This window comes from Pseudomonas sp. KH_050, from assembly GCF_057838875.1.
Map to the genome: position 1 here is coordinate 5,266,502 of NZ_CM174478.1, position 24,544 is coordinate 5,291,045.

The window sequence follows — 24,544 nt, forward strand, 5'->3', positions numbered from 1 at the left end:
TACAGCGTGTTTATACGATAGAAAGGGTCAATCAGACCGCTAGCTTTATCATTTTCCGGAAAACTCGGCAAATGTGTCGACGACTTGCTCGATCTGCGCGCGGCTGACATCCAGGTGAGTCACCATCCGCAACCGCGTGGCGGCGCTGAGCTTGATCCCGCGCTCGGCGGCAAAAGCCTTGATCGCCTCGGCCCGCTCGTCCATCTGCACGTAGACCATATTGGTCTGCACCGGCTCGACCGCATAACCGGCCGCGCGCAGGCCTTCGGCCAGCAACTGGGCGTTGGCATGGTCATCGGCCAGACGCTGCACCTGATGATCCAGCGCATACAGCCCCGCCGCCGCGAGAATGCCGGCCTGGCGCATGCCGCCACCGACCATCTTGCGCAGTCGCCGCGCCTTGCCGATCAACTCGGGCGTGCCGCACAGCACCGAACCAATCGGCGCGCCAAGGCCTTTGGACAGGCACACCGACACCGAATCGAAATGCCGGGTGATCTCCCGCGCATCGACACCCAGTTTGACCGCGGCGTTGTACAACCGCGCGCCATCCAGGTGCAGGGAGAGGCCATGCTCCTGGGTAAAACGGCGGGCCTGGGCCAGGTACTCCAGCGGCAGGACTTTGCCCTGCATGGTGTTTTCCAGGGCCAGCAAGCGCGTGCGGGCGAAATGGAAGTCGTCCGGTTTGATTGCCGCGGCCACTTGGGCCAGGTCCAGCGAGCCGTCGGCCTGGACGTCCAGTGGCTGTGGCTGGATCGAGCCGAGCACCGCCGCGCCGCCACCTTCGTACTTATAGGTATGCGCCTGCTGGCCGACGATGTATTCGTCGCCGCGCTCACAATGGGCCATCAACGCCAGCAGGTTGCTCATGGTGCCGCTGGGCACAAATAAAGCTTGAGCAAAACCCAGGCGTTGGGCCAGTTCGGCTTCAAGGCGGTTCACCGTTGGGTCTTCACCGTACACATCGTCCCCGGTGGCGGCAGTTGCCATGGCCTCAAGCATTCCGGCAGTCGGTTGGGTCACTGTGTCGCTACGAAGATCGATAACACTCATGGAACAGGCCTCGGCAATGGGACGCGAACGTCGCCGCTCACTAAACGGGAAAATCCCTTTCGAACCCGATTACTGCGGTCATCGCGCTGGATAATCAAGGCTCGGGTCAAGAAAAGCCTGTTCACGCCAACGGAAAATTCGATTCATATCATCAAAAAGCAGCGATGCGCAGCTCAGAAATATATGTTAAAAACTCACCGCCGCCAGAAATGCTGGTGGCAACGTTCTCAGGGCGGGGTGCAACTCCCCACCGGCGGTAATTGCGCGCAATGCGCATAGCCCGCGAGCGCTTGGTGACACGGACGGCTTCGGCAGTATGCGTCGGCAAGGTCAGCAGACCCGGTGTGATCCCGGGGCCGACGGTCATAGTCCGGATGAAGAGAGAACGGGATTGGCGCCAAAGGGCCGTCCCAGGCATTCGTGCGGTTAGCTGCGCGGATCGACCGGAACGTACCCTTAAATCCCATTCGATTCATAAGCCCTGTTTTTCACACAAACAGGAGTCAGAACAGATGCAACCCACCGCAATCGATAGCAAGAGCAAAAACCATCAGGGCGAACGCGTCGCGTTTATCCAGGCCTGCTGGCACAAGGAAATCGTCGACCAGAGCCGTAAAGGTTTCGTCGCCGAAATGCTCGTCCAGGGCTATCAGGAAAGTGACATCGATTTCTTTGAAGTCGGTGGCGCCTTTGAAATCCCGCTGCACGCCAAGCTGCTGGCCAAATCCGGCCGTTATGCCGGCATCGTCGCTGCCGGGCTGGTGGTGGACGGTGGCATCTACCGCCACGAATTCGTCGCCCAGTCGGTGATCAGCGGCCTGATGCAGGTTCAGCTGGAAACCGAAGTACCAGTGTTCTCGGTCGTACTGACCCCGCACCACTTCCATGCCGGCGAAGAACATCAGAAGTTCTTCTTCGAGCATTTTGTGCATAAAGGTCAGGAAGCGGCGAAGACGTGTGCCGACACCCTGCACAAGACCCGCGCATTGCGTCGCAGCGAACCGCGGGCGGTAGCGGTTTAAGGCTCAGCCTCGCTCCCACAGAATGACGCAATACCTGTGGGAGCGCGGTTGTTGTGGCGAGGGGGGCAAGCCCCCTCGCCACCCAAGGCTCGCCCACATTAGATTTGTGTCGGGATTGAGATCCGGGTCAGACCAGGTCTTCGGCGGTGGTCGGCACTATCAGAATCCCTGCCCGCAAGCCGTTCTTCACTTTTGGATTGGGGAAGATGATTCGTGCGCCGTCTTCTTCGACGATCCAGCGAGTCTGGGCGATGTCTTCCGCCAGCAAGAAACCCTTTTCCAGCTCCGAGAAGTTCTCGATATCCGCCGGCAGGTGCAGGTGGAAGGTGTCGCTGTGCTTGATGATCTCCCGTGCCACGCTGAACAGCTGCAAGCCGTCCAGCCCGTCATCGGCGAACGATGGCTCGTTGCCTTCGATGATTTGCTTGAGGCGGGTTTCCAGGCGATCGACGTTGACCCCTTCGTTCTGTCCGAATGGCCGGGCCTTGCCCAGTTCCAGGGTGAAGGACTCGGCGCCGAGTTTGTCGTAGGTGTAGGAACTGAAAACGATCGAAGGCTTATTCTGCAGCAGCACCGCGTCCATACCGGCCGCGCGCAGGCGCATCAGCTCCTGGCGTGAATGCTGGCGGCCTTCCTTCCACGGATACAGCGCGAATTGCTCGATCTTCGAGCCGCGAATGGCGGTGTGCAGGTCGTAGTGCAAGCGGCTGCGATCCGGCAGGCTGAAGAAGCTCGCGGCCAGCCGCTCCAGCTCGCAAGCGCGCAGGGCTTCGGAACCGCTGGTCAGTTCGTGACGGCCGTTGAACAGCCGGTTGACGTCCTGCTCGATATAACGCTCACCGTGGCGCATAGCCTCGGGGTTACCGAACAGGAACAGAATGCGTGCACATGGCTTCAAATCACCACGGGCGATGTCATGCAACAGACGGTCGAGCAACTCGATAGGGGCTGTCTCGTTGCCGTGGATGCCGGCCGACAACAGCAAGTCCTTGCCGTTATCGCGAGCTTCAGGTGGCCGGACTTCCAGCGCACCTTCGCTCAACCAGCGCATCCGCACGCCTTCGACAGTCAGTTGAGTCTTCTCCGCCGGTTCGCGGCCGGCGAGGGTCAGTTCAAGCAGTTTGCCGAGGGCGAGCATAGAGCAATTTCCTTAATGGTCGTGTGCGCAATCCGGGCCATGCACGTGGTCTTCGTCACCGACTTCGGCCGGTTCCATTTCCAGTTGCAGACTTACAAGATTAGTCGCCAATGGGCGCAACAGCAGGTTGGCGTACTCAGCATCGCCTTCTTCGACGTCTACGCCGATCAGCAACTGGCCGCGGCCGTCGTGCTGGATCCACAATTCCTTGCCTTGCCACATCACCGCAACGCGGGTGCAGGTCGTTTCCAGTTGAGTGCCGTCGGTGTCTTCAAGGATCAGCTGCAGGGTATCGCTCATTAGTACGTTCTCATCTGGAAATAAAGCGGCGCGCCCGGCTCTGTTGGATCCGGGCGCAAGCTTTTAATTGATCTGGAATGGATAAACCGCGCCCAGTTTAAGGATTTGTGTCAGTTCATCCAGTGCCGTCCGGCACTCAAGCAACAATTGCGGGTCCGCCAGATCGCTTTCGCTCAAGACGTCGCGGTAGTGCTTGTCGACCCATTGGGTCAGTGTGTCGTACAACGGCGCGGTCATGATAACCCCTGGGTTGACCGCTGCCAGCTCGGTTTCATTCAGCGCGACACGAAGACGCAGGCACGCCGGGCCACCACCGTTCTGCATGCTCTGCTTGAGGTCGAAGACTTTCACTTCGCGGATCAGCCCGCCGGAGCTGGTCAGGCTTTGCAGGTATTGCCAGACGCGGTCGTTGTTCTGGCACTCTTGCGGCACGATCAACAGCATCGAACCATCGGCGCGCGACAGCAGCTGGCTGTTGAACAGATAGGAACGCACTGCGTCTTCGACTGTCACCTGGGAGCGTGGTACGCAGATCGCCTTGAAGTTGCCGCCACGCTTGGCCAGCTTGGTCTGCAGTTCAACCAGCATTGCGTCGGTGTCGAGGAATGCGTCCTCGTGATAGAACAGCGCCTCGCCATTGCCCACCGAAATCACGTCGTTATGGAACACGCCCTGATCGATCACCGATGGATTCTGCTGGGCGAAGACCGTGCCCTCTTCGCTCAATCCGTGCAGGCGGGCGACCGCTTGCGAGGCTTCGAGCGTCTGGCGCGCCGGGTACTTTTGTGGAGCCGGGTAGCGGGTATCGAACGCGCTGCGACCGTACACGAAGAACTCGACGCCGGCTTCGCCGTATTCACGGCAAAAGCGTGTGTGGTTGGCCGCGCCTTCGTCACCGAACTGCGCCACTGCCGGCAACGCGGCGTGGTGGGCGAAGTGTTTCTGGTCAGCGAACATTGCCCCCAGCACGCGACTGGTGGTCGGGTGCTCGATGCTGCGGTGGTATTTGCAGTTGAGGTTGGCGGCGGTGAAATGCACGCGACCGTCAGCAGTGTCGGCGCTCGGGCTGACGGTGGCGGCGTTGGCCACCCACATGCTCGACGCCGAGCAGCTGGCGACCAGCAACGGCATGGCCTGTCTGGCCGCCTGCTCGATCACTTGCGCGTCAGTGCCGCTGAAACCCAGCTTACGCAGGCCTGCCACATCCGGACGCTCCTGGGGGGCGAGCACGCCTTGCTGAAAGCCCATTTCCATCAGCGCTTTCATTTTCGCCAGGCCTTGCAGCGCCGCTTCCTTCGGATTGGAAGATTGCTGGCTGTTGCTCTGGGACGCGACGTTGCCGTAGGACAGACCGCCGTAGTTATGGGTCGGCCCCACTAGACCGTCAAAATTGACTTCATAGGATTTCATCAGCGAGGCTCCACGAAAATCTGTTGTTATAGGCATCAATTGCTAAAAATCTGACCAAAATCCCGTAGCAGCTGCCGAAGGCTGCGTTCGGCTGCGAAGCAGTCGCAATTCAGGCTCCCGAGATTCTGACCCAGAATCACGGTGTACCGTTTTGCGACCGCTTCGCGCTCGAACGCAGCCTGCGGCAGCTGCTACGCGCGAAGCGGCTTACGACATCCGCACGCCTGGAGTCAGCGCCGTCGGCAAGGTCAGGCTCGGGGTTTCCAGCGAGGCCACCGGGTACGCGCAGTAATCCGCTGCGTAATAGGCACTGGCGCGATGGTTGCCCGAGGCGCCCACGCCGCCGAACGGTGCGCTGCTCGCGGCACCGGTCAGTTGCTTGTTCCAGTTGACGATCCCGGCGCGGCTTTCCAGCCAGAACTGCTGATAACGATCCTCGGAATCCGACAGCAAGCCGGCTGCCAGGCCATATTGAGTATCGTTGGCTTCAGCGATCGCTGCTTCAAAATCAGCGTAGCGAATCACTTGCAGCAACGGGCCGAACAGCTCCTCATCCGGGCGATCCAGCACTGCGGTCACGTCGAGAATCCCCGGCGTCAGCAACGCGGCCTGGGCGAGGGGCTGAGTCATTTCCAGCAGCGCCACGGCGCCGTTACCGAGCAAGTGTTCCTGGGCTTCCATCAGCGCACGGGCGGCGCCGAGGGAAATCACCGAGCCCATGAACGGTGCCGGTTGTTTGTCGAACTCGCCGACTTCAATCGTCGAGCTGACCTCCACCAGACGCGCCAGCAGCGCATCGCCCCAGGCGCCTTGCGGTACCAGCAGACGCCGAGCGCAGGTGCAGCGCTGCCCGGCGGAAATGAACGCCGATTGAATAATGGTATAGACCGCGGCATCGAGGTCAGCGACCTGATCGACCACCAGCGGGTTGTTGCCACCCATTTCCAGTGCCAGGATCTTGTCCGGACGACCAGAGAACTGTTGGTGCAAATGGTTGCCGGTGCGGCTGGAACCGGTGAAGAACAAACCGTCGATACCCGGATTGGCCGCCAGGGCGATCCCGGTTTCGCGAGCGCCTTGCAGCAGGTTCAGCACGCCGGCCGGCAGGCCGGCTTCGATCCAGCACTTGACCGTCAGCTCGGCGACTTTCGGCGTCAGCTCGCTCGGTTTGAACAGCACGCTGTTACCGGCCAGCAACGCCGGAACGATATGCCCGTTCGGCAAGTGACCCGGGAAGTTGTAGGGGCCGAACACGGCCACTACGCCGTGAGGCTTGTGGCGCAATACCGCGGTGGCGTCGCCCAATGGGCCACTCTTCTCGCCGGTACGCTCGCGGTAGCTTTGCACCGAGATAGCAATCTTGTTGATCATGCTGGTGACTTCGGTGGCCGACTCCCACAGCGGTTTGCCGGTTTCTTCACCAATGCAGCGGGCCAGTTCGTCGGCATGGTTTTTCAGGCTGGCGGCAAAGGCCTCCAGCACGCCGATACGATCTTCCAGCGAGCGTTTGGCCCAGGCCGGAAAGGCCTGCCGGGCAGCCTGTACGGCTGACTCGACTTGCGCGACATTGGCGCCATTACCGGACCACAGCACTTGTTGGGTCACCGGGTTCAACGATTCGAAACCTTCGCCCTGCCCTTCCAGCCATTCACCAGCGATGTATAGCGTGCCCATTATTTCGACTCCCGAGAAACTGGCTGGGCCGACAACGGCACAGCACGTACCTGATCGCCCGCCGTCAGTTGAAGACGTTTGGCTGTTAGTTGATCGACCACCAGGGTGCCAGCGGCGTAACGTGCCGGAGCGGCAGTGATCCGGCAGTCTTCGCGTTTGCGGTTGTGGATCAGGAATGGCGTGGCATCGTCACCCGGGGTGCCGATGGCCAGCACCAGCGCCTGACTGTCGCGCACCGCACGAATCTTGGTGGTTTCGCATTCCACCGCCGGACCGGCGTCGAAGATGTCGACGTAGCCCTGATAACTGAACCCTTCGCTCTTGAGCATGGCCAGCGCCGGCTCGGTGTCGGTGTGAACCTTGCCAATCACGTTACGCGCATCTTCGGAGAGGAAGCAGGTGTACAACGGGAATTTCGGCATCAATTCGGCGATAAAGGCCTTGTTGCCGACCCCAGTCAGGTAGTCGGCCTGGCTGAATTCCATCTTGAAGAAGTGCCGACCCAGGCTTTCCCAGAACGGCGAGCGCCCGGCTTCGTCGGACATGCCGCGCATTTCGGCGATGATCTTGTTGCCGAACAGTTGTGGGAATTCCGCGATGAACAGCATCCGCGCCTTGGCCAGCATGCGGCCGTTGAGACCCGTGCGGTAATCGGCATGCAGGAACAACGAGCACAGCTCGGAGTTGCCGGTCAGGTCGTTGGCCAGGAACAGCGTCGGGATCTCGCGGTAGATATTCAGCTCCTGAGAGGCGCTGACCGTCAGACCAACCCGGAAGTTGTACCAGGGCTCGCGCAGGCCAACCGCACCGGCAATCGCCGAAATGCCCACCACCCGGCCGTCGTCGTCTTCGAGCACGAACAAGTAGTCCGCGTCACCGCGCTCGGCTTCGCCGCGAAAAGTCTTTTCCGCCCAGCCGACCCGATGCGCCAGGCGCTCTTCGTTGGCCGGCAAGGTAGTCAGGCCGGTGCCGGTGCTGCGGGCCAGGTCGATCAGAGCGGGTAAATCGCTGCTGCGTACGGGACGAACGATCATGCTATCTCCTCAGACAGGTGGCTGGCGCCACCCGTGAAACTCGCTGCTTTCCAGGATTCTTTCCAGGCACTCTTTATAGGCGTGGCAGCAGGTGTTAAACCGCCACCAGGCGCACACTGGCACCTTCTCCAACGCCCAGGGCTTCGGCCGCTTCAAGATCCAGAGTCACCGGTTTACCCGGCGCGTAGTCCAGCTCGAGCAATACCGCGCGGTAATCCTGCAACTGCGCATTCGCCACCAGGTATTGACGACCGGCGCCTTTGACCGGCTCGCCGATTTTCACCGGCACCACACGGCTCTGGGCGATCGAACGGATCCCCGAAACGCGGGCATGCAGGGTCGGGCCACCGTCGAAGATGTCGATGTAGTGGTCGGTCTCGAAGCCTTCGCGCATCAGGATGTCGAAGGTGATCTGCGCCCGTGGATGCACTTGGCCCATCGCCTCTTGGGCGGAATCGGGCAGCAGCGGCACGTAGATCGGGTAGTGCGGCATCAGCTCGGCGAGGAAGGTCCGGCTTTTCAGCCCGCACAGACGCTCGGCCGCGGCATAGTTCAGGTCGAAGAAATTGCGGCCGATGGCGTCCCAGAACGGCGAATCGCCATTCTCGTCGCTGTAACCGACGATCTCGGTCACCACCGAATCGGCAAAGCGTTCCGGGTGGCTGGCAACGAACAGCAGACGACCACGGGAGTTGAGTTCCGACCACGGCGAACCCACCAGCTCAGGGACCACGTAGAAGCTGGTCAGCAGGCTGTTGCCCGTCAGGTCATGGCATTGGGAGAGCACGTGGATCTTGTTATGAATCTTCAGCTCACGGGAAGCATGAACGAAGGTTTCATTACGGAAACTGTAGAACGGCTCGGAGTAACCGGCCGAGGCCACGATCGCCGAACAGCCGACCAGTTTCCCGGTGCTGGTGTCTTCGAGCACGAAAAAGTAGCTTTCTTCACCGTTGAAGCTGACTTCGGCGGCGAACGAGGCTTCGGACGCAGCGATCTTGTCGCTCAGGCGTTCGACATCATCCGGCAAGGAAGTGACACCAATCGGGCTGTCCGCAGCCAGACGCTGTACCTCGCCCAGATCAGCCATTTGCGCGGGGCGCATCACCAGCATGGTGTCACTCCTTACTGAAAAAACAGGTCGGTCAAAGTGCCGACTCGGGGAAAAAAATGCCGGGCAGGCCCGGCACAGGAATTTGGCTCAGGGCCTATTACAAGAATAGGCCCCGAGGGGTAGCACGGCCTGTATCAGGCTTGAGTCAGTTTCGCCACGGCGCGCTCGAAACGCTCCAGGCCCTGCTCGATATCGGCGTCTTCAACCACCAGGCTTGGCGCGAAACGAATCACGTCCGGGCCGGCCTGCAGGATCATCAGGCCTTCGCTTTCAGCGGCGTTGAAAATGTCTTTGGCCTTGCCTTTCCAGGCATCGCTGAGGACGCAGCCGAGCAACAGGCCCAGACCACGCACCTCAGTGAACAGGCCGTATTTGGCACCGATCTGTTCCAGGCGGGTCTTGAACTTGTCGTGCTTGGCTTTGACGCCATTCAACACTTCTGGCGTGTTGACTACATCGAGCACCGCGCCAGCCACGGCACAGGCCAATGGGTTGCCGCCGTAAGTGGTGCCGTGAGTACCGACGACCAGGTGCTTGGCCAACTCTTCAGTGGTCAGCATTGCCGCGATCGGGAAACCGCCGCCCAGGCTCTTGGCGCTGGTGAGGATGTCCGGGGTCACGCCGTAGTTCATGTAGGCGAACAGCTCACCACTGCGGCCCATGCCGGTTTGCACTTCGTCGAACACCAGCAGCGCGTTGTGCTCATTGCACAGTTCGCGAGCGCCTTGCAGGTAAGCCAGTTCGGCCGGCAGTACGCCGCCCTCGCCCTGGACCGGTTCCAGCACCACCGCGCAGGTCTTGTCGGAGATGGCCGCTTTCAGCGCGGCCAGATCGTTGAACGGCACGTGAGTGATGCCAACGATCTTCGGACCGAAGCCGTCGGAGTACTTCGACTGACCGCCAACGTTGACGGTGAACAGCGTACGACCGTGGAAGCTGTTCAGCGCGGCGATGATTTCGTACTTTTCAGAACCGAAACGATCGTGAGCCACACGACGGGCCAGCTTGAAGGCGGCCTCGTTGGCTTCGGCGCCGGAGTTGCAGAGGAATACCCGGTCGGCAAAGGTGGCGTCGATCAGCTTATGGGCCAGGCGCAAAGCCGGCTCATTGGTGAAGACGTTGGAGACGTGCCACAGCTTGTTCGCTTGTTCGGTCAAGGCACCGACCAGCGCCGGATGCGCATGGCCCAATACGTTAACCGCGATCCCGCCGCCGAAATCGATCAGCTCACGACCCGACTGATCCCAGACTCGGGAGCCGGCGCCACGCACAGGAATGAAAGCAGCAGGCGCATAGTTGGGAACCATTACCTGGTCGAAATCGGCGCGTTGCACCGGAGCTAGCTCAACGGACATCGGAGTCTCCTGAAGAGGAACGCTTGCCTGAAACTGGCAAGCGATGGGGGGATTGTAAGGACAGTTTTCAGCTTGGCCTTGCCGCCAAGCGACAACTTCTTATAGCGCCAAACCGGCTTTTACCGGGGTTTACGGCAATGCGACAAATAGCGTCGCAAAGGCGCAGTTTAAACGCTGAAGGGGATTGATGCAGCGGGGCATGGCATTTGATTTGACCGAGACTTGGGGCGCGTTTTCGTAGCAGTTGCCGAAGGCTACATTCGGCCGCGAAGCGGTCGTAAATCAGGCGACTCGATTCTTACAGGGAAATCGCGCTACATCCCTTTACGACTGCTGCGCAGCCGAACGCAGGCTTCGCCAGCTGCTACGAGGAGAGCCGCGCCCAAGAACATCAACCGCGCTCTGAAGGCGCCGACGACAATTCGAACGGGCTGCTGTTGCGGCGCTGGTTGCGGTCTTCACGCGGGGTGGCGCCGAAGAAATTGCGGTAGGCGCTGGAGAAGTGCGGCCCCGAGGAGAAGCCGCAGGACAAACCGATCTGGATGATCGACTTGCTGGTCTGCATCAACATCTGCCGAGCCTTGTTCAGGCGCAGCTCCAGGTAATACTGGCTCGGCACGCGATTGAGGTACTGCTTGAAGATCCGCTCCAGCTGACGGCGAGACACGCAGACATGCTGGGCAATTTCATCGGTGGTCAGCGGCTCTTCGATGTTCGCTTCCATCAGCAACACCGCCTGCGTGAGCTTCGGATGGCTCGAACCCAGACGATTCTGCAAGGGAATACGCTGGCGTTCGCCACCTTCGCGAATCCGCTCCACCACCAACTCTTCAGACACCGCGCCTGCCAGCTCGGCGCCGTGGTCACGGGCCAACACTGCCAGCAGCAGGTCCAGCACCGACATGCCACCGCAAGCAGTCAGGCGATCACGGTCCCAGTCGAACAGATGACTGGTGGCGATGACCTTCGGGTAACGCTCGGCGAAATCATCCTGCCAGCGCCAGTGCACCGCAGCGCGGTAGCCGTCGAGCAGGCCCAGTTGCGCCAGAGGATAAACACCGGCGGACAAACCACCGATCACACACCCCGCCCGCACCTGCTGCTTGAGTGCACTGCTCAGTGCCGGGGCCAGGCTCGTCGGCGGCTCGTCCGCCAGCAGAAACAGCTTCTGAAAACCTTCGAGTTTTCCGGCCCAGGGCTCACCCGGCAATTGCCAGGCGCCTTCGACGGGCAGTTCGGCCTGCAGAAACGAGAGCTCGTAAACAACATCCGGATGCACGCGCTGAGCAACACGCAAGGCCTCCTCAGCCAGCGCCAGCGTCAAGGCTTTAGTGCTGGGCCAAATCAGGAAACCAATTCGATGGGCAGTCATGGCGAGCAATCCGAAAACAAAACAGTGTTAGAAGCCGGAAGCGGCAGCAACCAAATTAGACCATCTGGCGCGCGGTGCGCAGCATGACCTAATTTGGTGCACAACGGGAGCGATTACTTCAGGCTGCCCGAGAGGAATTGTTGCAGACGTTCGGATTGCGGATTGACCAGCACCTCACGCGGGTTGCCGCTTTCTTCCACGATACCCTTGTGCAGGAACACCAGCTGGTTCGACACTTCACGGGCGAAGCCCATTTCGTGGGTGACCACGACCATGGTCCGGCCTTCTTGGGCCAAAGCCTGCATCACCTTGAGCACGTCGCCCACCAGTTCCGGGTCGAGTGCCGAAGTCGGCTCGTCGAACAGCATCACTTCCGGCTCCATCGCCAGCGCCCGGGCAATCGCCACGCGCTGCTGCTCGCCGCCGGACATATGGCCCGGGTAGGCATCCTTGCGATGGGACACACCGACCTTGGCCAGGTACAGCTCGGCCTTTTCACGGGCCTCGGCCTTGGAGATGCCAAGCACGTGCACCGGCGCTTCCATGATGTTTTCCATCGCGGTCATGTGCGACCACAGATTGAAATGCTGGAACACCATCGACAGCCGCGAACGCATGCGCTGCAGCTGTTTCGGGTCGGCAGCCTTGAGCCCGCCATCCTTGTTCGCTACCAGTTTCAGCTCTTCATTGTTGAGCAGAATCCTGCCCGCGTGGGGCTGCTCGAGCAGATTGATGCAACGCAGGAAAGTACTTTTGCCGGAGCCACTGGAACCGATGATGCTGATCACATCGCCAGCCGCCGCTTTCAGGGACACGCCCTTGAGCACTTCGTGACTGCCATAGCGTTTATGCAGGTCTTGGACTTCAAGTTTGTACATGCGGTCGGTTCTCACAAAAACAGTCAGTCAGTCGTTGAGCAAGCGCCCGTGACGCAGCGCTTCGCGCCCCGCCACCTTGGCCAGCCAGAAACCGGGTTGGGCATAACGTAGCCGTTCAATGGCAAACAGCACCCCGGACGTACCAGCACACACCGTGCTGACCCGATCGGATAAAGGATCGATCACTTCAAAAATTTCGTCGCCGGCCTCAACCCACTCACCGGGCTGACGCAAAAAGCTCACCACGCCCGGGTGCGGCGCGAACAGCAACTCGGTGCCTTCGAACGGCATGCCTTCGCAAGCGTCCCGGGCAGGTTTGGGCCATTCGCCGCTGATCAAACCCTGCTCGGCAAGAAACGCCAGAATGCCTTCGGCGTGAGCCTCGGCTTGCGGGCGAGCGGTATCGGCCTGACCACCCAATTCAAGGGTGGTCGCCAGGCAGGCCAACGGGATCTTCGCCTGCGGAAACAGTCGCGACAACCGCAGCCACGGCAGCGAGCAGGCCTCGTCAAAGGAACTGCCGCCGGAATCTTCCGCCAGCAGCCCGACCCGCACATCCAGATGCGCCGCCAGCGAACGCCACTGCGGCCAGTGCTGCGGCAAGGCGTACATGTGCAGCGCAGCCTCGGTGTCGCAATGCAAATCAAGCACCACGTCCGCGGTACAGGCATGACTCAGCAGCACTCGCTGCATGCCTTGCAACTGGCTTTCGGCCGGCGGCAACGCGGCCAGCGCATCGGTCATGGCCAGGCGGATCAGCTCGATATTGGCGTGCGGATCATCGCCCAGGCTGCCTGCCAGCTGCGCCGCTACCGGCTCGCTCAGCTCAAAAAAATCGCGGTTGAAATTCTTGCCGCTGGCGAACTCGAAACGCCCTTGATGACTGCCCTGCAGCAGTTGACTGAGGCCCATCGGGTTGGCCACCGGGACCAGTTCGATCACGCCATTCAAGGCGCCTTGGGCTTCCAGTTCGATCAGGCGCTTTTTCAGCTCCCAGGCCGTGCGCATTCCCGGCAGTTCATCGGCGTGCAGGCTGGCCTGGATATAGGCCTTGCGCTCGCCTTTGCCGAAGCGGAACACCGATACATGGCGCTCGCTGCCCAGGTGGCTCCACGGCAATGGATGATCGATACGTTCCATGGTCAGGCCTTGCGTGGGGCCATATAGCCCAGCCAGCGGTGCTCGGCCATTTTAAACAGGCGCACCAGGATGAAGGTCAGGCACAGGTAGAACACGCCTGCGGTGATATAGGCTTCGAACGGCAAGTAAAACTGAGCGTTCACCGTGCGCGCGGCACCGGTGATGTCGATCAGGGTCACGATGGAGGCCAGACTGGTGGTCTGCAGCATCATGATCACTTCGTTGCTGTACTGCGGCAGCGCCCGGCGCAGAGCCGACGGCAGCAGGATCCGGCGATAGAGCTTGTAGCGCGACATGCCCATGGCCTTGGCCGCCTCGATCTCGCCATTGGGCGTGGCACGCAGGCTACCGGCAATGATTTCAGCGGTGTAGGCACTGGTGTTGATGGCAAACGCCATGCAAGCGCAGAACGTCGCGCTCGATAGCCATGGCCAGAGAAAGCTTTCGCGCACTGCTTCGAATTGCGCCAACCCGTAGTAGATCAAAAACAGCTGCACCAGCATCGGCGTGCCGCGGATCACGTAGGTGAAAAGCCAGGCGCTCAAGTTGATGACCGGCTGTTTGGAGACGCGCATCAGCGCCAGCGGCAAGGCCGCCAGCAGGCCGAAGAACAGCGACAGCGCGAGCAGTTTCAAGGTGGTCAACAAGCCGCTGAAGTACAGCGGCAGGGCCTCCAGAATGACGTTGTAGTCGAAGATCATAGATCAGCCGCCCTTACGCCTACCGAGTAGCGCTTCTCAAGGTGACGCAATGCCAGCAACGAAACACTGGTGATGACCAGGTACATCGCCGCCACTGCTAGGAAGAAGGTGAAAGGCTCGCGGGTGGCATCTGCCGCCTGCTTGGCCTTGAACATCATGTCTTGCAGACCGACCACCGAAATCAGCGCGGTAGCCTTGGTCAATACCAGCCAGTTATTGGTGAAGCCCGGAATCGCCAGGCGAATCATCTGCGGCACCAATACCCGGAAAAACACCTGGAAACTGCTCATGCCATAAGCCATGCCGGCTTCTGCCTGACCCTTCGGGATCGCCATGAAGGCCCCTCGGAAAGTTTCCGACAGGTACGCACCGAAGATGAAACCCAGGGTGCCAATACCGGCCGCCAACGGGTTCAAGTCGATGTAATCGTCAAAACCGAGCATCGGTGCAACACGGTTGAGCAGATCCTGACCGCCGTAGAAAATCAGCAGGATCAGCACCAGGTCGGGAATCCCGCGGATCACCGTGGAATACAGATCGCCCAGCCAGGCCAGCCAGCGTATCGGCGACAGGCGCAAGGCGACCCCGATCAGACCCAGAACAATGGCCAGGACCATGGACGACAAGGCGAGCTGAAGCGTCAGCCATGCGCCATCGAGGATGACAGCCCCGTAGCCTTTCAACATGATTCAGGTCCTCGAAAGTTGGGATGAAAAAATGGCGCAAACCTCAGAGATCCTGTTGCTTGCGCCATTTCGGACTTATTGCTGCGACGAATTACTTGCCGTAAATGTCGAAAGCGAAGTACTTGTCCTGGATTTGCTTGTACTTGCCGTTTTCACGAATGGCAGTGATCGCGGTGTTGATCTTGTCTTTCAGCGCGTCGCCTTTGCGTACCGCGATACCCACGCCGTCGCCGAAGTATTTGACGTCGGTGAAGGCCGGGCCAACGAAAGCAAACCCTTTGCCGGCGTCGGTTTTCAGGAAACCGTCATCCAACAGGGTAGCGTCTGCCACGGTGCCGTCGAGGCGACCGGCCGCTACGTCCAGGTAAATTTCGTTCTGCGAACCGTAAGGCTTGATTTCAGCACCCAGCGGAGCCAGTACTTCGCGCGCGAAACGCTCGTGAATCGAACCGCGCTGCACGCCGATGTTCTTGCCCTTGAGCTCGGCCAGGCTGTCGCTGACCGAAGTACCGGCCTTCATCACCAGACGCGCCGGGGTGTTGTAGTACTTGTTGGTGAAGTCCACGGACTTCTTGCGATCTTCAGTGATCGACATGGACGACAGGATCGCGTCGATCTTGCGCACTTTGAGTGCCGGGATCAGACCGTCGAACTCTTGCTCGACCCATACGCACTTGACCTTCATCTCTTCGCACAGGGCGTTGCCGATGTCGTAGTCGAAACCAACGATGCTGCCGTCCGGCGCTTTCGATGCGAACGGAGGGTACGCCGCCTCGATGCCGATTTTCAGAGGCTTTTCATCAGCGAACGTTGGCAAGGACAATACGGACAATGCCAGGGCGCCAAGCAGCACAAGTTTCTTCATCTTGGGACTCCATCGGTAAAGGACTAAAACGGCAGAGTGAGCGACAGCCCAATATGCGAATGAGTGGAACCTGATTGCGGTGCTTCGGCGCAGGAACCTTGAGTTGAATTCAACGCAAGCAACGACGAGCAAGTGATCGGCATTCTAACGACAGGCCCGAAGCCGATATTTCTTCAATGCGACAACAATTTACAGAAGCACCGAGAAAGCCGACCGAGCTCATTGACAGCCCTGCAAGTTTATGCAGAAGCAAAAGACAGAGAACCGATCTATGTTGCAAATAGCGGGCCTATTATTCGCAAACCCTTCTATTGCGGCAAGTGTAGCGTTGTATCTTATTTTTCGTCGGAATGTGGTGGCCCTGAAATGGGGCTTTGCGTTTCGCTTTGCCTCGAAATCATCCGTTCGGTTACACATTCGGTTACTTGAAAGGCATTGGGTAACAGTAGGAGAGCTCTTACGCGCAGACCGATAATTATTGGTTCGCCATCGCGGGATTGCCCCAATACCAGTCAGCCAAGGATTTTGAGACGAACATCGCCACAGGTGATCGTCCGACCATAGATTTCTGCTAACTGGCTGACATTAGGGCAATACCCTCCACCCCCCAGGCCAACCAAAAAACCCAGCCCACAAAAAAGCCCCACCCGGCTCAACACCAAATGGGGCTCGATGACGCTGAACTCGCTTTACGCGACGTTCATGACCTTGTGTGTTTCGATCAAATGTTGCACCACACCCGGATCTGCCAGGGTGGAGATATCGCCCAGGCCCTCATATTCGCCGGTGGCGATCTTGCGCAGGATACGGCGCATGATTTTCCCCGAACGGGTTTTCGGCAGGCCCGGCGCCCACTGGATGACATCCGGCGAGGCAATCGGACCGATCTCTTTACGCACCCAGTTCTTCAGCTCCAGGCGCAGCGCTTCGCTCGGCTCTTCGTCGCCGTTGAGGGTGACGTAGACATAAATGCCCTGCCCCTTGATGTCGTGCGGCACACCGACCACCGCCGCTTCGGCGACTTTCGGGTGAGCGACCATCGCGCTTTCGATCTCGGCGGTGCCCATACGGTGACCGGAAACGTTCAACACGTCATCCACACGCCCGGTGATCCAGTAGTAACCATCCTCGTCGCGACGCGCACCGTCGCCGGTGAAGTACATGCCGCGGAACGTCTTGAAGTAGGTATCGACGAACCGGTCATGGTCGCCATACAGGGTGCGCGCCTGGCCTGGCCACGAATCGAGAATCACCAGGTTGCCCTCGGCAGCGCCTTCGATGATGTTGCCCAGGTTGTCCACCAGCGCCGGCACTACGCCGAAGAATGGGCGTGCAGCCGAGCCTGGCTTGAGCGCGTGAGCACCCGGCAACGGGCTCATCAGGGTGGCGCCGGTCTCGGTTTGCCACCAGGTATCGACGATCGGGCAACGCGACTGGCCGACGTTCTTGTAGTACCAGTCCCAGGCTTCCGGATTGATCGGCTCGCCGACCGAACCCAGCAGGCGCAAGCTGCTGCCATCAGCACCTTCAACCGCGGCCTTGCCCGAAGCCATCATCGCGCGGATTGCGGTCGGCGCGGTGTAGAGAATATTGACCTTATGCTTGTCGACGATCTTCGCCACCCGGGTGATATCCGGGTAGTTCGGCACGCCTTCGAACAGTACGGTGGTCGCGCCATTGGCCAGCGGGCCATAGACGATATACGTGTGGCCGGTGACCCAGCCGACGTCGGCGGTGCACCAGTAGACTTCGCCCGGACGGTAGTCGAACACCCGCTCATGGGTCATCGCCGCGTACAGCAGATAACCGCCGGTGGTGTGCTGCACGCCCTTCGGCTTGCCGGTCGAACCGGAGGTGTAAAGGATGAACAGCGCTTCTTCGGCGCCCATTTCCTTCGGCGCGCAGACAGTGCCCGCCACTTTCATCAAATCTTCGTACCAGATGTCGCGATGCTGGTTCCACTTGATGTCGCCACCGGTGCGCTTGCACACGATGACCTTCTGAATGCTGTGGGTATCCGGGTTGGTCAGCGCGTCATCGACGTTGGCCTTGAGCGGAATTTTCTTGCCGGCACGCAGGCCTTCGTCAGCGGTGATCACCACTTTGGATCTGCAGTCGATGATCCGACCGGCCAGGGCTTCCGGCGAGAAACCACCGAACACCACCGAGTGAATCGCGCCGATCCGGGTGCACGCCAGCATCGCGACCACGGCTTCGGGGATCATCGGCATATAGATAGTCACCACGTCGCCGCGGTGCACATCCTGGCCGCGCAGGGCGTTGGCGAACTTGCAGACTTCTTCGTGCAGCTCGCGGTAGGTGATGTTGCGGCTCTCGGCAGGGTCATCGCCCTCCCAGATAATCGCGATCTGGTCGCCGCGCTCGGCGAGGTGACGGTCCAGACAGTTGTAGGAAACGTTCAGGGTGCCATCGGCAAACCATTTGATGTCGACATGGTGATCATCGAAGGAAGTCTGCTTCACCGTGGTGAAAGGCTTGATCCAGTCGAGGCGCTTGGCCTGCTCACGCCAGAAGCCGTCAGGATTGACCACCGACTGCTGGTACATGGCCTTATAAGTCGCTTCATCAGTCAGCGTGTTGGCCGCAACCTCGGGACGAACGGGATACAGAGAAGCCGCACTCATCTTTTTTACCTCGGTGACATAGTTGTTTTTGTATGCCTCAGTTGTAGCCGGGGCGGGCCTATAGAACCATTCGACGATGGTAGTAACAAGCCCCTACAAAATGTCGTATTCCCCCCGTAGGAGCTGCCGCAGGCTGCGATCTTCTGGCGCCCACAAGCACGCTAAAGATCAAAAGATCGCAGCCTGCGGCAGCTCCTACAGGGGTTTGTGTGCACCCACCCCATTGCAGGTGTACCCGGTCGGCGTAGGAGCTGCCGCCAGGCTGCGATCTTTTCGGGGGCGCCGCAAAGGCAGGATCAAAAGATCGCAGCCTGCGGCAGCTCCTACGGGTCGTTTTTGCGGCGATTGTTACAGAATCAGTCAATAGTCTTTATCAAAAGCACGTCTATATGAATGCCCTTCACCCGCCTAAAATCAGTCTCGCCAGCAACGGCAATGTGATTAACCAAGTTACAGCCCCCACGAAGGCCGGTTACTCAAGATTCTTTTTTCAAGCTCCACACGCAACCCCAAAAAGGTTGCGTGCCCCCTCACGACCCTGGAAAGGTAAAACGGAAATGAAAGCTTTAGTAGTGTTGGCCCTCAGCAGCTTGTGCGCCACTGCGATGGCTGACGAGGCCCCGACAGACGTCGCCAGCCAGCAATCACCGGTGATGGAGTACAGCTACTCGACTCACCTGGACATCGCCAAAGTTATATCCATGAGCGAAGTTCCGAATGTCTGCGAAGTTGTACCGGCCCGCATGGAATATGAAGACTCCAAAGGCCAACGGCATATCCTGCAATACAGCCTGATGGGTAATGGATGCTCTAACGGCTAAACGCCCGGATCAGACCCAGACACTCGTTACAACTGCCGGCCACAAGAAATCACTCTTGCAGCAAAGATGCCCGGATGCACCGCCCGCCCTGGGACTGTTGCACAGCATCGCCAAATGAAGTGCGACCACGGCACTCGCACTCAACTGATTCTCATCCGATCGTTTTATCGCACTGCTCAGCGCTCCTGGCTGCAGGCGCAAAAAACGCCCGGCGCAACACATCGATTTATACGATTGGTTTTAGCGTATTTATGCGCTTTTTAATCTAATTGGTCAGCGTAGTATGACCTTCACACCCACTGAACAAAACGAACAACCCGGAGCCATCACCATGAAAACCAAACTGATCATCGCCCTGACCCTCTCCGTACTGGCTGCCAACACCTTCGCCGCTGATGGTTATGACCGCACCATCGCCGCCGATGGCTACGACCGCACCGGTGCTGCCACTGTTGCTGCTGATGGCTTTGATCACACCGGCTCCGCCACCCTCGCTGCTGATGGCTTCGACCGCACCGGTTCCGCTACCCTCGCTGCTGATGGCTTCGATCACACCGGTTCCGCTACGCTGGCTGCTGATGGCTTCGACCACACTGGCACCAACCGCCTCAGCTAACAGCTGACCGCGACGTCACAGCCCGGCTTCGGCCGGGCTTAGTTGTTTCTGGAGGAACAAAAAACCCTGCAACTCATCCACAACTGTGGGAGCGGGCTTGCCCTGATGCCAGCCAATTAAGGCTACGACGCGATCCGTAGCAGCTGGCGAAGCCTGCGTTCGGCTGCGCAGCAGTCGCAAATCATGCAATCACGGTTCACCTGTAACACCACAGTGCCTGACTTTACGACTGCTGCGCAGCCGAACGCAGCCTTCGGCAGCTGCTACGAGGAATGCCCTAAGCCAGGAATTCCTTAACTGGCCGGGATTGGGGCCTGCTCGCGATGACCGCGCAGCGGTCACACTAAACGCCACCCAAATTTCCCGCCCGTTCGCAACACCCAAGCTGACAAAAAAATCTCCCCAGCCCCAATCCCCCGCAAACCCTTGCCCCACCTCAACAAAGCCCAGGCCACCCCTCCTCACTGAGCCAATCCGTCGCAGCGGATCTTAAAAACTGGCTGAAATACCCTGATGAAAACCCTTATACTGGCGCAGTCAAAAGGGCTTGAAATATCCCCAAGTCGGGCTATAAACCCACGCTGACTCAGCCTTCAACGGCCATAGGGAAAGGCCCAGCGCCCGCCTCCCATCAGCGACTCCGGGGTCAACCCCAACCAAATTTATGTTTTTTGCGTGCGTTAACCGCCACTGCAAACAATCCTTTAGATCCAAAGCGGCCACTAGCCGTGTGAAAAACCCACCATAAGTGTTAATCACACGGGCTTCTGGCCCTCACGCAGGAGACGACACGTCATGCTGAGCTGGGACGAATTCGACAAAGAGGACGGCGAAGTTGCCGCCAAAGGCGCCAACGCCGGCCACGCTTCTGAAGCCAACATGGACCGCCTCGACAGCGCCGGCGGTGCCGCCGCGCTCGAAGCCCGCGCCGTGACCGCCAGTGACTCCGCCGCGATCATCCGCGCCAAGGCAGCCCTGGACAACCTCGACATCGCCGAAGGCCTGGCCGAACTCGAAGGCGCTTCCGCCCGTGTTGCCGTCGACGAAAAGCGCATGATCAACTGCCGCGCCGACCTCAACCAACTCGTCCCGTTCAAATATGACTGGGCCTGGCAGAAGTACCTGGACGGCTGCGCAAACCACTGGATGCCGCAAGAAGTCAACATGACCGCCGACATCGCCCTCTGGAAAGACCCGGAAGGCCTGACCGACGACGAGCGCCGCATCGTGATGCGCAACCTCGGCTTCTTCTCCACCGCCGACTCCCTGGTTGCCAACAACCTGGTCCTGGCCGTGTACCGTCTGATCACCAACCCGGAATGCCGCCAGTACATCCTGCGCCAGGCGTTCGAAGAGGCGATCCACACCCACGCCTACCAGTACTGCATCGAATCGCTGGCCATGGATGAAGGCGAAATCTTCAACATGTACCACGAGATCCCATCGGTCGCGAAAAAAGCCACCTGGGGCCTGAAATACACCCGTTCGATCTCCGATCCGAAGTTCGAAACCGGCACCGTCGACACCGACAAAGAACTGCTGCGCAACCTGATCGCCTACTACTGCGTTCTGGAAGGCATCTTCTTCTACTGCGGCTTCACCCAGATCCTCTCCATGGGCCGCCGCAACAAAATGACCGGCGTCGCCGAGCAGTTCCAGTACATCCTGCGCGACGAATCCATGCACCTGAACTTCGGCATCGACGTGATCAACCAGATCAAAATCGAAAACCCACACCTGTGGGACGCCGAAATGAAGGAAGAAGCTTCGCAGATGATCCTGCAAGGCACTCAACTGGAAATCGAATACGCACGCGACACCATGCCGCGCGGCGTACTGGGCATGAACGCCGCGATGATGGAGGACTATCTGAAGTTCATCGCTAACCGTCGTTTGAGCCAGATCGGTTTGAAAGAAGAGTACCCAGGGACCACTAACCCGTTCCCGTGGATGAGCGAAATCATGGACTTGAAGAAAGAGAAGAACTTCTTTGAGACTCGGGTTATTGAATACCAAACCGGCGGCGCGCTTAGCTGGGATTGATTCCTTGCGCTGACCACGATCTGCCGGTCATGTCTTGAACCGGCACATCGGAAAAAACAAAAAGCCCTGACTTGTTCAGGGCTTTTTATTGGAAAAACAAACATCCCCCCGCGCGTAGGAGCTGCCGCAGGCTGCGATCTTTTGATCTTGCTCCTCGGCAATCGCCCTAATCGCAAAAAAACTATTCAATGAAATCCCGAAGAGCCCAATCAAAATCCACCGACATACGAATCTGCCCTTTAAGCCGCCCAGGCTTGCGCAGGCGCACAACACCAACATGCGGCAGCAAATCCAGATAAGGCTTACCGTCCTTCATAATCACAACCCTATCACCGACCCAAGCGCGCTTGGCAACGCCAGCGCGCTACCTGGTCTCATGAGAGCGAAATGTCGTTGTGGATTAGTGCTGCGGCACCTTCCTAAAATCGCGAGAAATAAATCTGTTTTTGTTGTAGGAATATTCGTAGACAGTCGTGATGGCCACTCAGTATCGTCCGAGGGTATTCAACCCTCGGCGACTGTATGGACACTGAAAAGGAAAAAACCGGCTGGAATGATGCGGAGCTTGAGGCTTCGGTCGATGCCTACTTGAGGATGTTGGCGCTTGAGATAAGTGGTCAGCCGATCAAGAAGTCTGTCGAGAATCGCCTACTGCGTGAGGGTCTACTGCACAAACGCAGCGCCTCTTCGGTTGAGTACCGCATGCAGAATATTTCTGCGGTATTCGAACAACTGAATTTGCGGCGTATCACTGGCTATATGCCGGCCAAAAATATCGGCGCAGGCGTGAGTGAGAGAATTCGCAAAGTACTCGAAACTAAAGCCATTCCTGATGCGGACGATTACACACCTACTTCTGATGAGGAAACGCTCAATCGTCGCGCCGCAAAGATTCAAAAACAAAAGCCTAAGGCTGAGCCGATCGGCGTAGTGAATCCACAACAATCGAGTAGTACAGGCACCTCGTTCGTGCGCGATCCAGCGGTGAGAGCTTGGGTTCGGGATGCGGCCAATGGCAGCTGCGAAGGCTGTGGAGAGGCAGCACCGTTTGAGAAGGACGGTTTACCGTTTCTTGAGGTGCATCACGTTAAGCATCTGGCACAGAAGGGTTCGGACCGGACTAGCAATGCTGTGGCGCTGTGCCCTAACTGTCATCGGCGTTGTCATCACTCCAGTGATCGGGACGAGTTCACGTTATCGCTTTATAAGAGGGTGAAGCGGTTGGTTGCCGAGGATTAACGGCCTAATGCAGAACCTGTGGCGAGGGGGCTTGCTCCCGTTGGATCGCGAAGCGGTCCCAAATCAGGCAATGGGATCATTCAGTTAGAACCCGAGCGCCAGTATTGCGGCTGCTTCGCAGCCGAGCGGGGGCAAGCCCCCTCGCCACAAAATGTCACCCGACTGAAAAAATCGCGTTAACTGACTGGCACTCCCACAGGTTTGGCGGTGTGTTTAAAAGATTGGGGCACTCCGAAGCCCCGCCCGCTATTAATAGGCCATCCCCTTCCCAGGACCTGAGCGCTCATGAAATTCGACAAAGCCTACTGCCTCAGCCTCGACGAAAAGCTGTCGATCTATGACGTGCGGGATTTGAATTTCGACGAGACGATGGCGTTTGATTCGGCCAAGGAAAGTTTTCACTGCCCTAACGATGCCTGCCGGACGGGGTTCGATTCGCAGAATGTGCTGGGTACGTTCAATGCGAAGAACGTCAATTACATCCGCACGCCGCATTTCAAGAATCTGCCCAGCACCCGGCATGTTGAAGGCTGCCCTTATGGCAGTTCCAGAGCCTTGGCAGGCGGAGAGGATGCCGAGGGCGATACCGATCGGGAGGAGCATTTCCCGTCGGAGTTGCTGCTGACTCGCCGCCAGTATGTGCGCAGGCCGCCTGGTTCGGCGGTAGACGGCGGATCGCCGCGGGATGAGTTGAAGACGCCGTCTGCGAACGCTGCCACAGAGCATGCACCTCGGGAAACAGCACCGGACAAGACCAGCGTCTTCGCCCATCCAGTGGAGTGTTTTGTATCGAATTTCGATGACAAGGACACCCTCAAACGCATGCCGCTGAAGATTGGCGAGCACACGGCGCCTTATGCTTCGTTTTTCAAGAAGATCGAGTACCTGCAGGACAATAAGGGGCTGATTTACTGGGGCAAGATCAAGGAGATCAAGGATTACAAAACCAGTTTCCGGATCGATTTCGAGAAGAAGGTCTGGGTCGAGAAGAAGCCTTACTCAGTGAATGTTTACCTGAGTAAACAGCTGATCGAGAGCTACCGAAAACGTAAAGCCTTCCTCGAAGAAATCAAGAACGCGATTGAGAGCGAGCGGGATCTGTATTGCTTCTTCTACGGCGTGACGCCGGAGTTGAAACAGGTGCCTAGCAAGAAAAGCCCCGAGCAGACGTTCGGGGTGTTCAGTGGGGATATCGAGAATCTCGACCATTTCATCATTCGTGAAGCGCCGGGGTTGGAGGCGAAATAATGAGTCATCCAACGCCCATTCTTCTTTGATAACTGTCCGTACGCAGTACGACTCCCGTCACTCCTGGCGCGCGTTTTCTTCAACCCACTTCAGCTGTCAGGCAAACCGCATGCGCAAGATTTACGACTGCTTCGCAGCCGGACGCAGCCTCGCAGGCTCGTCAGCTGCTACATGAGCCGAACGAAGGCTT

22 protein-coding genes and 1 riboswitch are annotated in these 24,544 nt (G+C 58.9%); of the genes, 6 read left to right on the forward strand and 16 right to left on the reverse strand.

Features of this window, described 5'->3' with window-relative positions:
• Positions 1–48: 48 nt before the first annotated feature.
• Positions 49–1,053, reverse strand: coding sequence for a low-specificity L-threonine aldolase (ltaE, locus tag AC3IUA_RS24160; protein ID WP_489357382.1), 1,005 nt, complete (start codon positions 1,051–1,053; stop codon positions 49–51).
• Between the two features lie 219 nt (positions 1,054–1,272).
• A riboswitch (FMN riboswitch) is annotated at positions 1,273–1,444 on the forward strand.
• Between the two features lie 121 nt (positions 1,445–1,565).
• On the opposite strand from ltaE, the gene AC3IUA_RS24165 reads away from it, so the two are divergent.
• The gene (locus tag AC3IUA_RS24165; protein ID WP_489357383.1) at positions 1,566–2,075 is read left to right on the forward strand and encodes a 6,7-dimethyl-8-ribityllumazine synthase; all 510 of its coding nucleotides are present in this window, start codon (positions 1,566–1,568) and stop codon (positions 2,073–2,075) included.
• Positions 2,076–2,202: 127 nt separating this feature from the next.
• Here AC3IUA_RS24165 and astE read toward each other — a convergent pair whose 3' ends face one another.
• The 14 genes from astE to acs form a co-directional block, all read right to left on the reverse strand.
• A complete protein-coding gene (astE, locus tag AC3IUA_RS24170) occupies positions 2,203–3,213 on the reverse strand; it encodes a succinylglutamate desuccinylase (RefSeq protein ID WP_489357384.1) in 1,011 nt (336 codons plus the stop codon).
• 12 nt (positions 3,214–3,225) lie between these two features.
• Complete coding sequence (locus AC3IUA_RS24175) at positions 3,226–3,513, reverse strand: topoisomerase II (protein WP_150806678.1); 288 nt, start codon at positions 3,511–3,513, stop codon at positions 3,226–3,228.
• 63 nt (positions 3,514–3,576) lie between these two features.
• Positions 3,577–4,923, reverse strand: coding sequence for an N-succinylarginine dihydrolase (astB, locus tag AC3IUA_RS24180; protein WP_489357385.1), 1,347 nt, complete (start codon positions 4,921–4,923; stop codon positions 3,577–3,579).
• Positions 4,924–5,130: 207 nt separating this feature from the next.
• Positions 5,131–6,600, reverse strand: coding sequence for a succinylglutamate-semialdehyde dehydrogenase (gene astD / locus AC3IUA_RS24185; protein ID WP_489362452.1), 1,470 nt, complete (start codon positions 6,598–6,600; stop codon positions 5,131–5,133).
• Complete coding sequence (gene astA / locus AC3IUA_RS24190; RefSeq protein ID WP_489357386.1) at positions 6,597–7,631, reverse strand: arginine N-succinyltransferase; 1,035 nt, start codon at positions 7,629–7,631, stop codon at positions 6,597–6,599. Before astA ends, astD begins: the two co-directional genes overlap by 4 nt.
• 94 nt (positions 7,632–7,725) lie before the next feature.
• Positions 7,726–8,745, reverse strand: a complete 1,020-nt coding sequence (gene aruF, locus AC3IUA_RS24195) for an arginine/ornithine succinyltransferase subunit alpha (RefSeq protein WP_489357387.1) — start codon at positions 8,743–8,745, stop codon at positions 7,726–7,728.
• Between the two features lie 134 nt (positions 8,746–8,879).
• Positions 8,880–10,100: an aspartate aminotransferase family protein gene (locus AC3IUA_RS24200; protein ID WP_489357388.1), complete on the reverse strand. Its 1,221-nt coding sequence runs from the start codon at positions 10,098–10,100 to the stop codon at positions 8,880–8,882.
• Positions 10,101–10,491: 391 nt separating this feature from the next.
• Positions 10,492–11,472, reverse strand: coding sequence for a GlxA family transcriptional regulator (locus AC3IUA_RS24205; RefSeq protein ID WP_489357389.1), 981 nt, complete (start codon positions 11,470–11,472; stop codon positions 10,492–10,494).
• A 113-nt stretch (positions 11,473–11,585) separates the two neighbouring features.
• Positions 11,586–12,350, reverse strand: a complete 765-nt coding sequence (locus AC3IUA_RS24210) for an ABC transporter ATP-binding protein (RefSeq protein WP_489357390.1) — start codon at positions 12,348–12,350, stop codon at positions 11,586–11,588.
• A 27-nt stretch (positions 12,351–12,377) separates the two neighbouring features.
• Entirely contained in the window at positions 12,378–13,490 is a 1,113-nt protein-coding gene (locus AC3IUA_RS24215; protein ID WP_489357391.1) for a M14 family metallopeptidase, read from the reverse strand.
• A gap of 2 nt (positions 13,491–13,492) precedes the next feature.
• Positions 13,493–14,191: an ABC transporter permease gene (locus tag AC3IUA_RS24220; RefSeq protein WP_489357392.1), complete on the reverse strand. Its 699-nt coding sequence runs from the start codon at positions 14,189–14,191 to the stop codon at positions 13,493–13,495.
• Positions 14,188–14,877, reverse strand: a complete 690-nt coding sequence (locus tag AC3IUA_RS24225; protein WP_008154330.1) for an ABC transporter permease — start codon at positions 14,875–14,877, stop codon at positions 14,188–14,190. Before AC3IUA_RS24225 ends, AC3IUA_RS24220 begins: the two co-directional genes overlap by 4 nt.
• 91 nt (positions 14,878–14,968) lie before the next feature.
• Entirely contained in the window at positions 14,969–15,742 is a 774-nt protein-coding gene (locus AC3IUA_RS24230; protein ID WP_489357393.1) for an ABC transporter substrate-binding protein, read from the reverse strand.
• 689 nt (positions 15,743–16,431) lie between these two features.
• On the reverse strand, positions 16,432–18,387 hold the full coding sequence (gene acs / locus AC3IUA_RS24235; protein ID WP_489357394.1) for an acetate--CoA ligase: 1,956 nt from the start codon (positions 18,385–18,387) through the stop codon (positions 16,432–16,434).
• Between the two features lie 557 nt (positions 18,388–18,944).
• Here acs and AC3IUA_RS24240 point away from each other — a divergent pair.
• The 3 genes from AC3IUA_RS24240 (at position 18,945) to AC3IUA_RS24250 (ending at position 21,867) form a co-directional block, all read left to right on the forward strand.
• The gene (locus tag AC3IUA_RS24240) at positions 18,945–19,208 is read left to right on the forward strand and encodes a DUF2790 domain-containing protein (RefSeq protein WP_489357395.1); all 264 of its coding nucleotides are present in this window, start codon (positions 18,945–18,947) and stop codon (positions 19,206–19,208) included.
• Positions 19,209–19,539: 331 nt separating this feature from the next.
• On the forward strand, positions 19,540–19,824 hold the full coding sequence (locus AC3IUA_RS24245) for a hypothetical protein (RefSeq protein WP_489357396.1): 285 nt from the start codon (positions 19,540–19,542) through the stop codon (positions 19,822–19,824).
• A gap of 795 nt (positions 19,825–20,619) precedes the next feature.
• A complete protein-coding gene (locus tag AC3IUA_RS24250; RefSeq protein WP_489357397.1) occupies positions 20,620–21,867 on the forward strand; it encodes a ribonucleotide-diphosphate reductase subunit beta in 1,248 nt (415 codons plus the stop codon).
• Between the two features lie 181 nt (positions 21,868–22,048).
• Here the strand turns inward: AC3IUA_RS24250 and AC3IUA_RS24255 are convergent, their stop codons facing one another.
• Positions 22,049–22,183 (reverse strand): hypothetical protein, encoded by a 135-nt coding sequence (locus AC3IUA_RS24255; RefSeq protein ID WP_489357398.1) that lies wholly within the window; start codon positions 22,181–22,183, stop codon positions 22,049–22,051.
• A 206-nt stretch (positions 22,184–22,389) separates the two neighbouring features.
• Here AC3IUA_RS24255 and AC3IUA_RS24260 point away from each other — a divergent pair, with 206 nt between their 5' ends.
• Together AC3IUA_RS24260 and AC3IUA_RS24265 are read left to right on the forward strand one after the other, a co-directional pair.
• Positions 22,390–23,106 (forward strand): HNH endonuclease, encoded by a 717-nt coding sequence (locus tag AC3IUA_RS24260; RefSeq protein ID WP_489357399.1) that lies wholly within the window; start codon positions 22,390–22,392, stop codon positions 23,104–23,106.
• Between the two features lie 285 nt (positions 23,107–23,391).
• Positions 23,392–24,354, forward strand: coding sequence for a hypothetical protein (locus tag AC3IUA_RS24265; protein ID WP_489357400.1), 963 nt, complete (start codon positions 23,392–23,394; stop codon positions 24,352–24,354).
• The last annotated feature ends 190 nt before the right edge of the window (positions 24,355–24,544 follow it).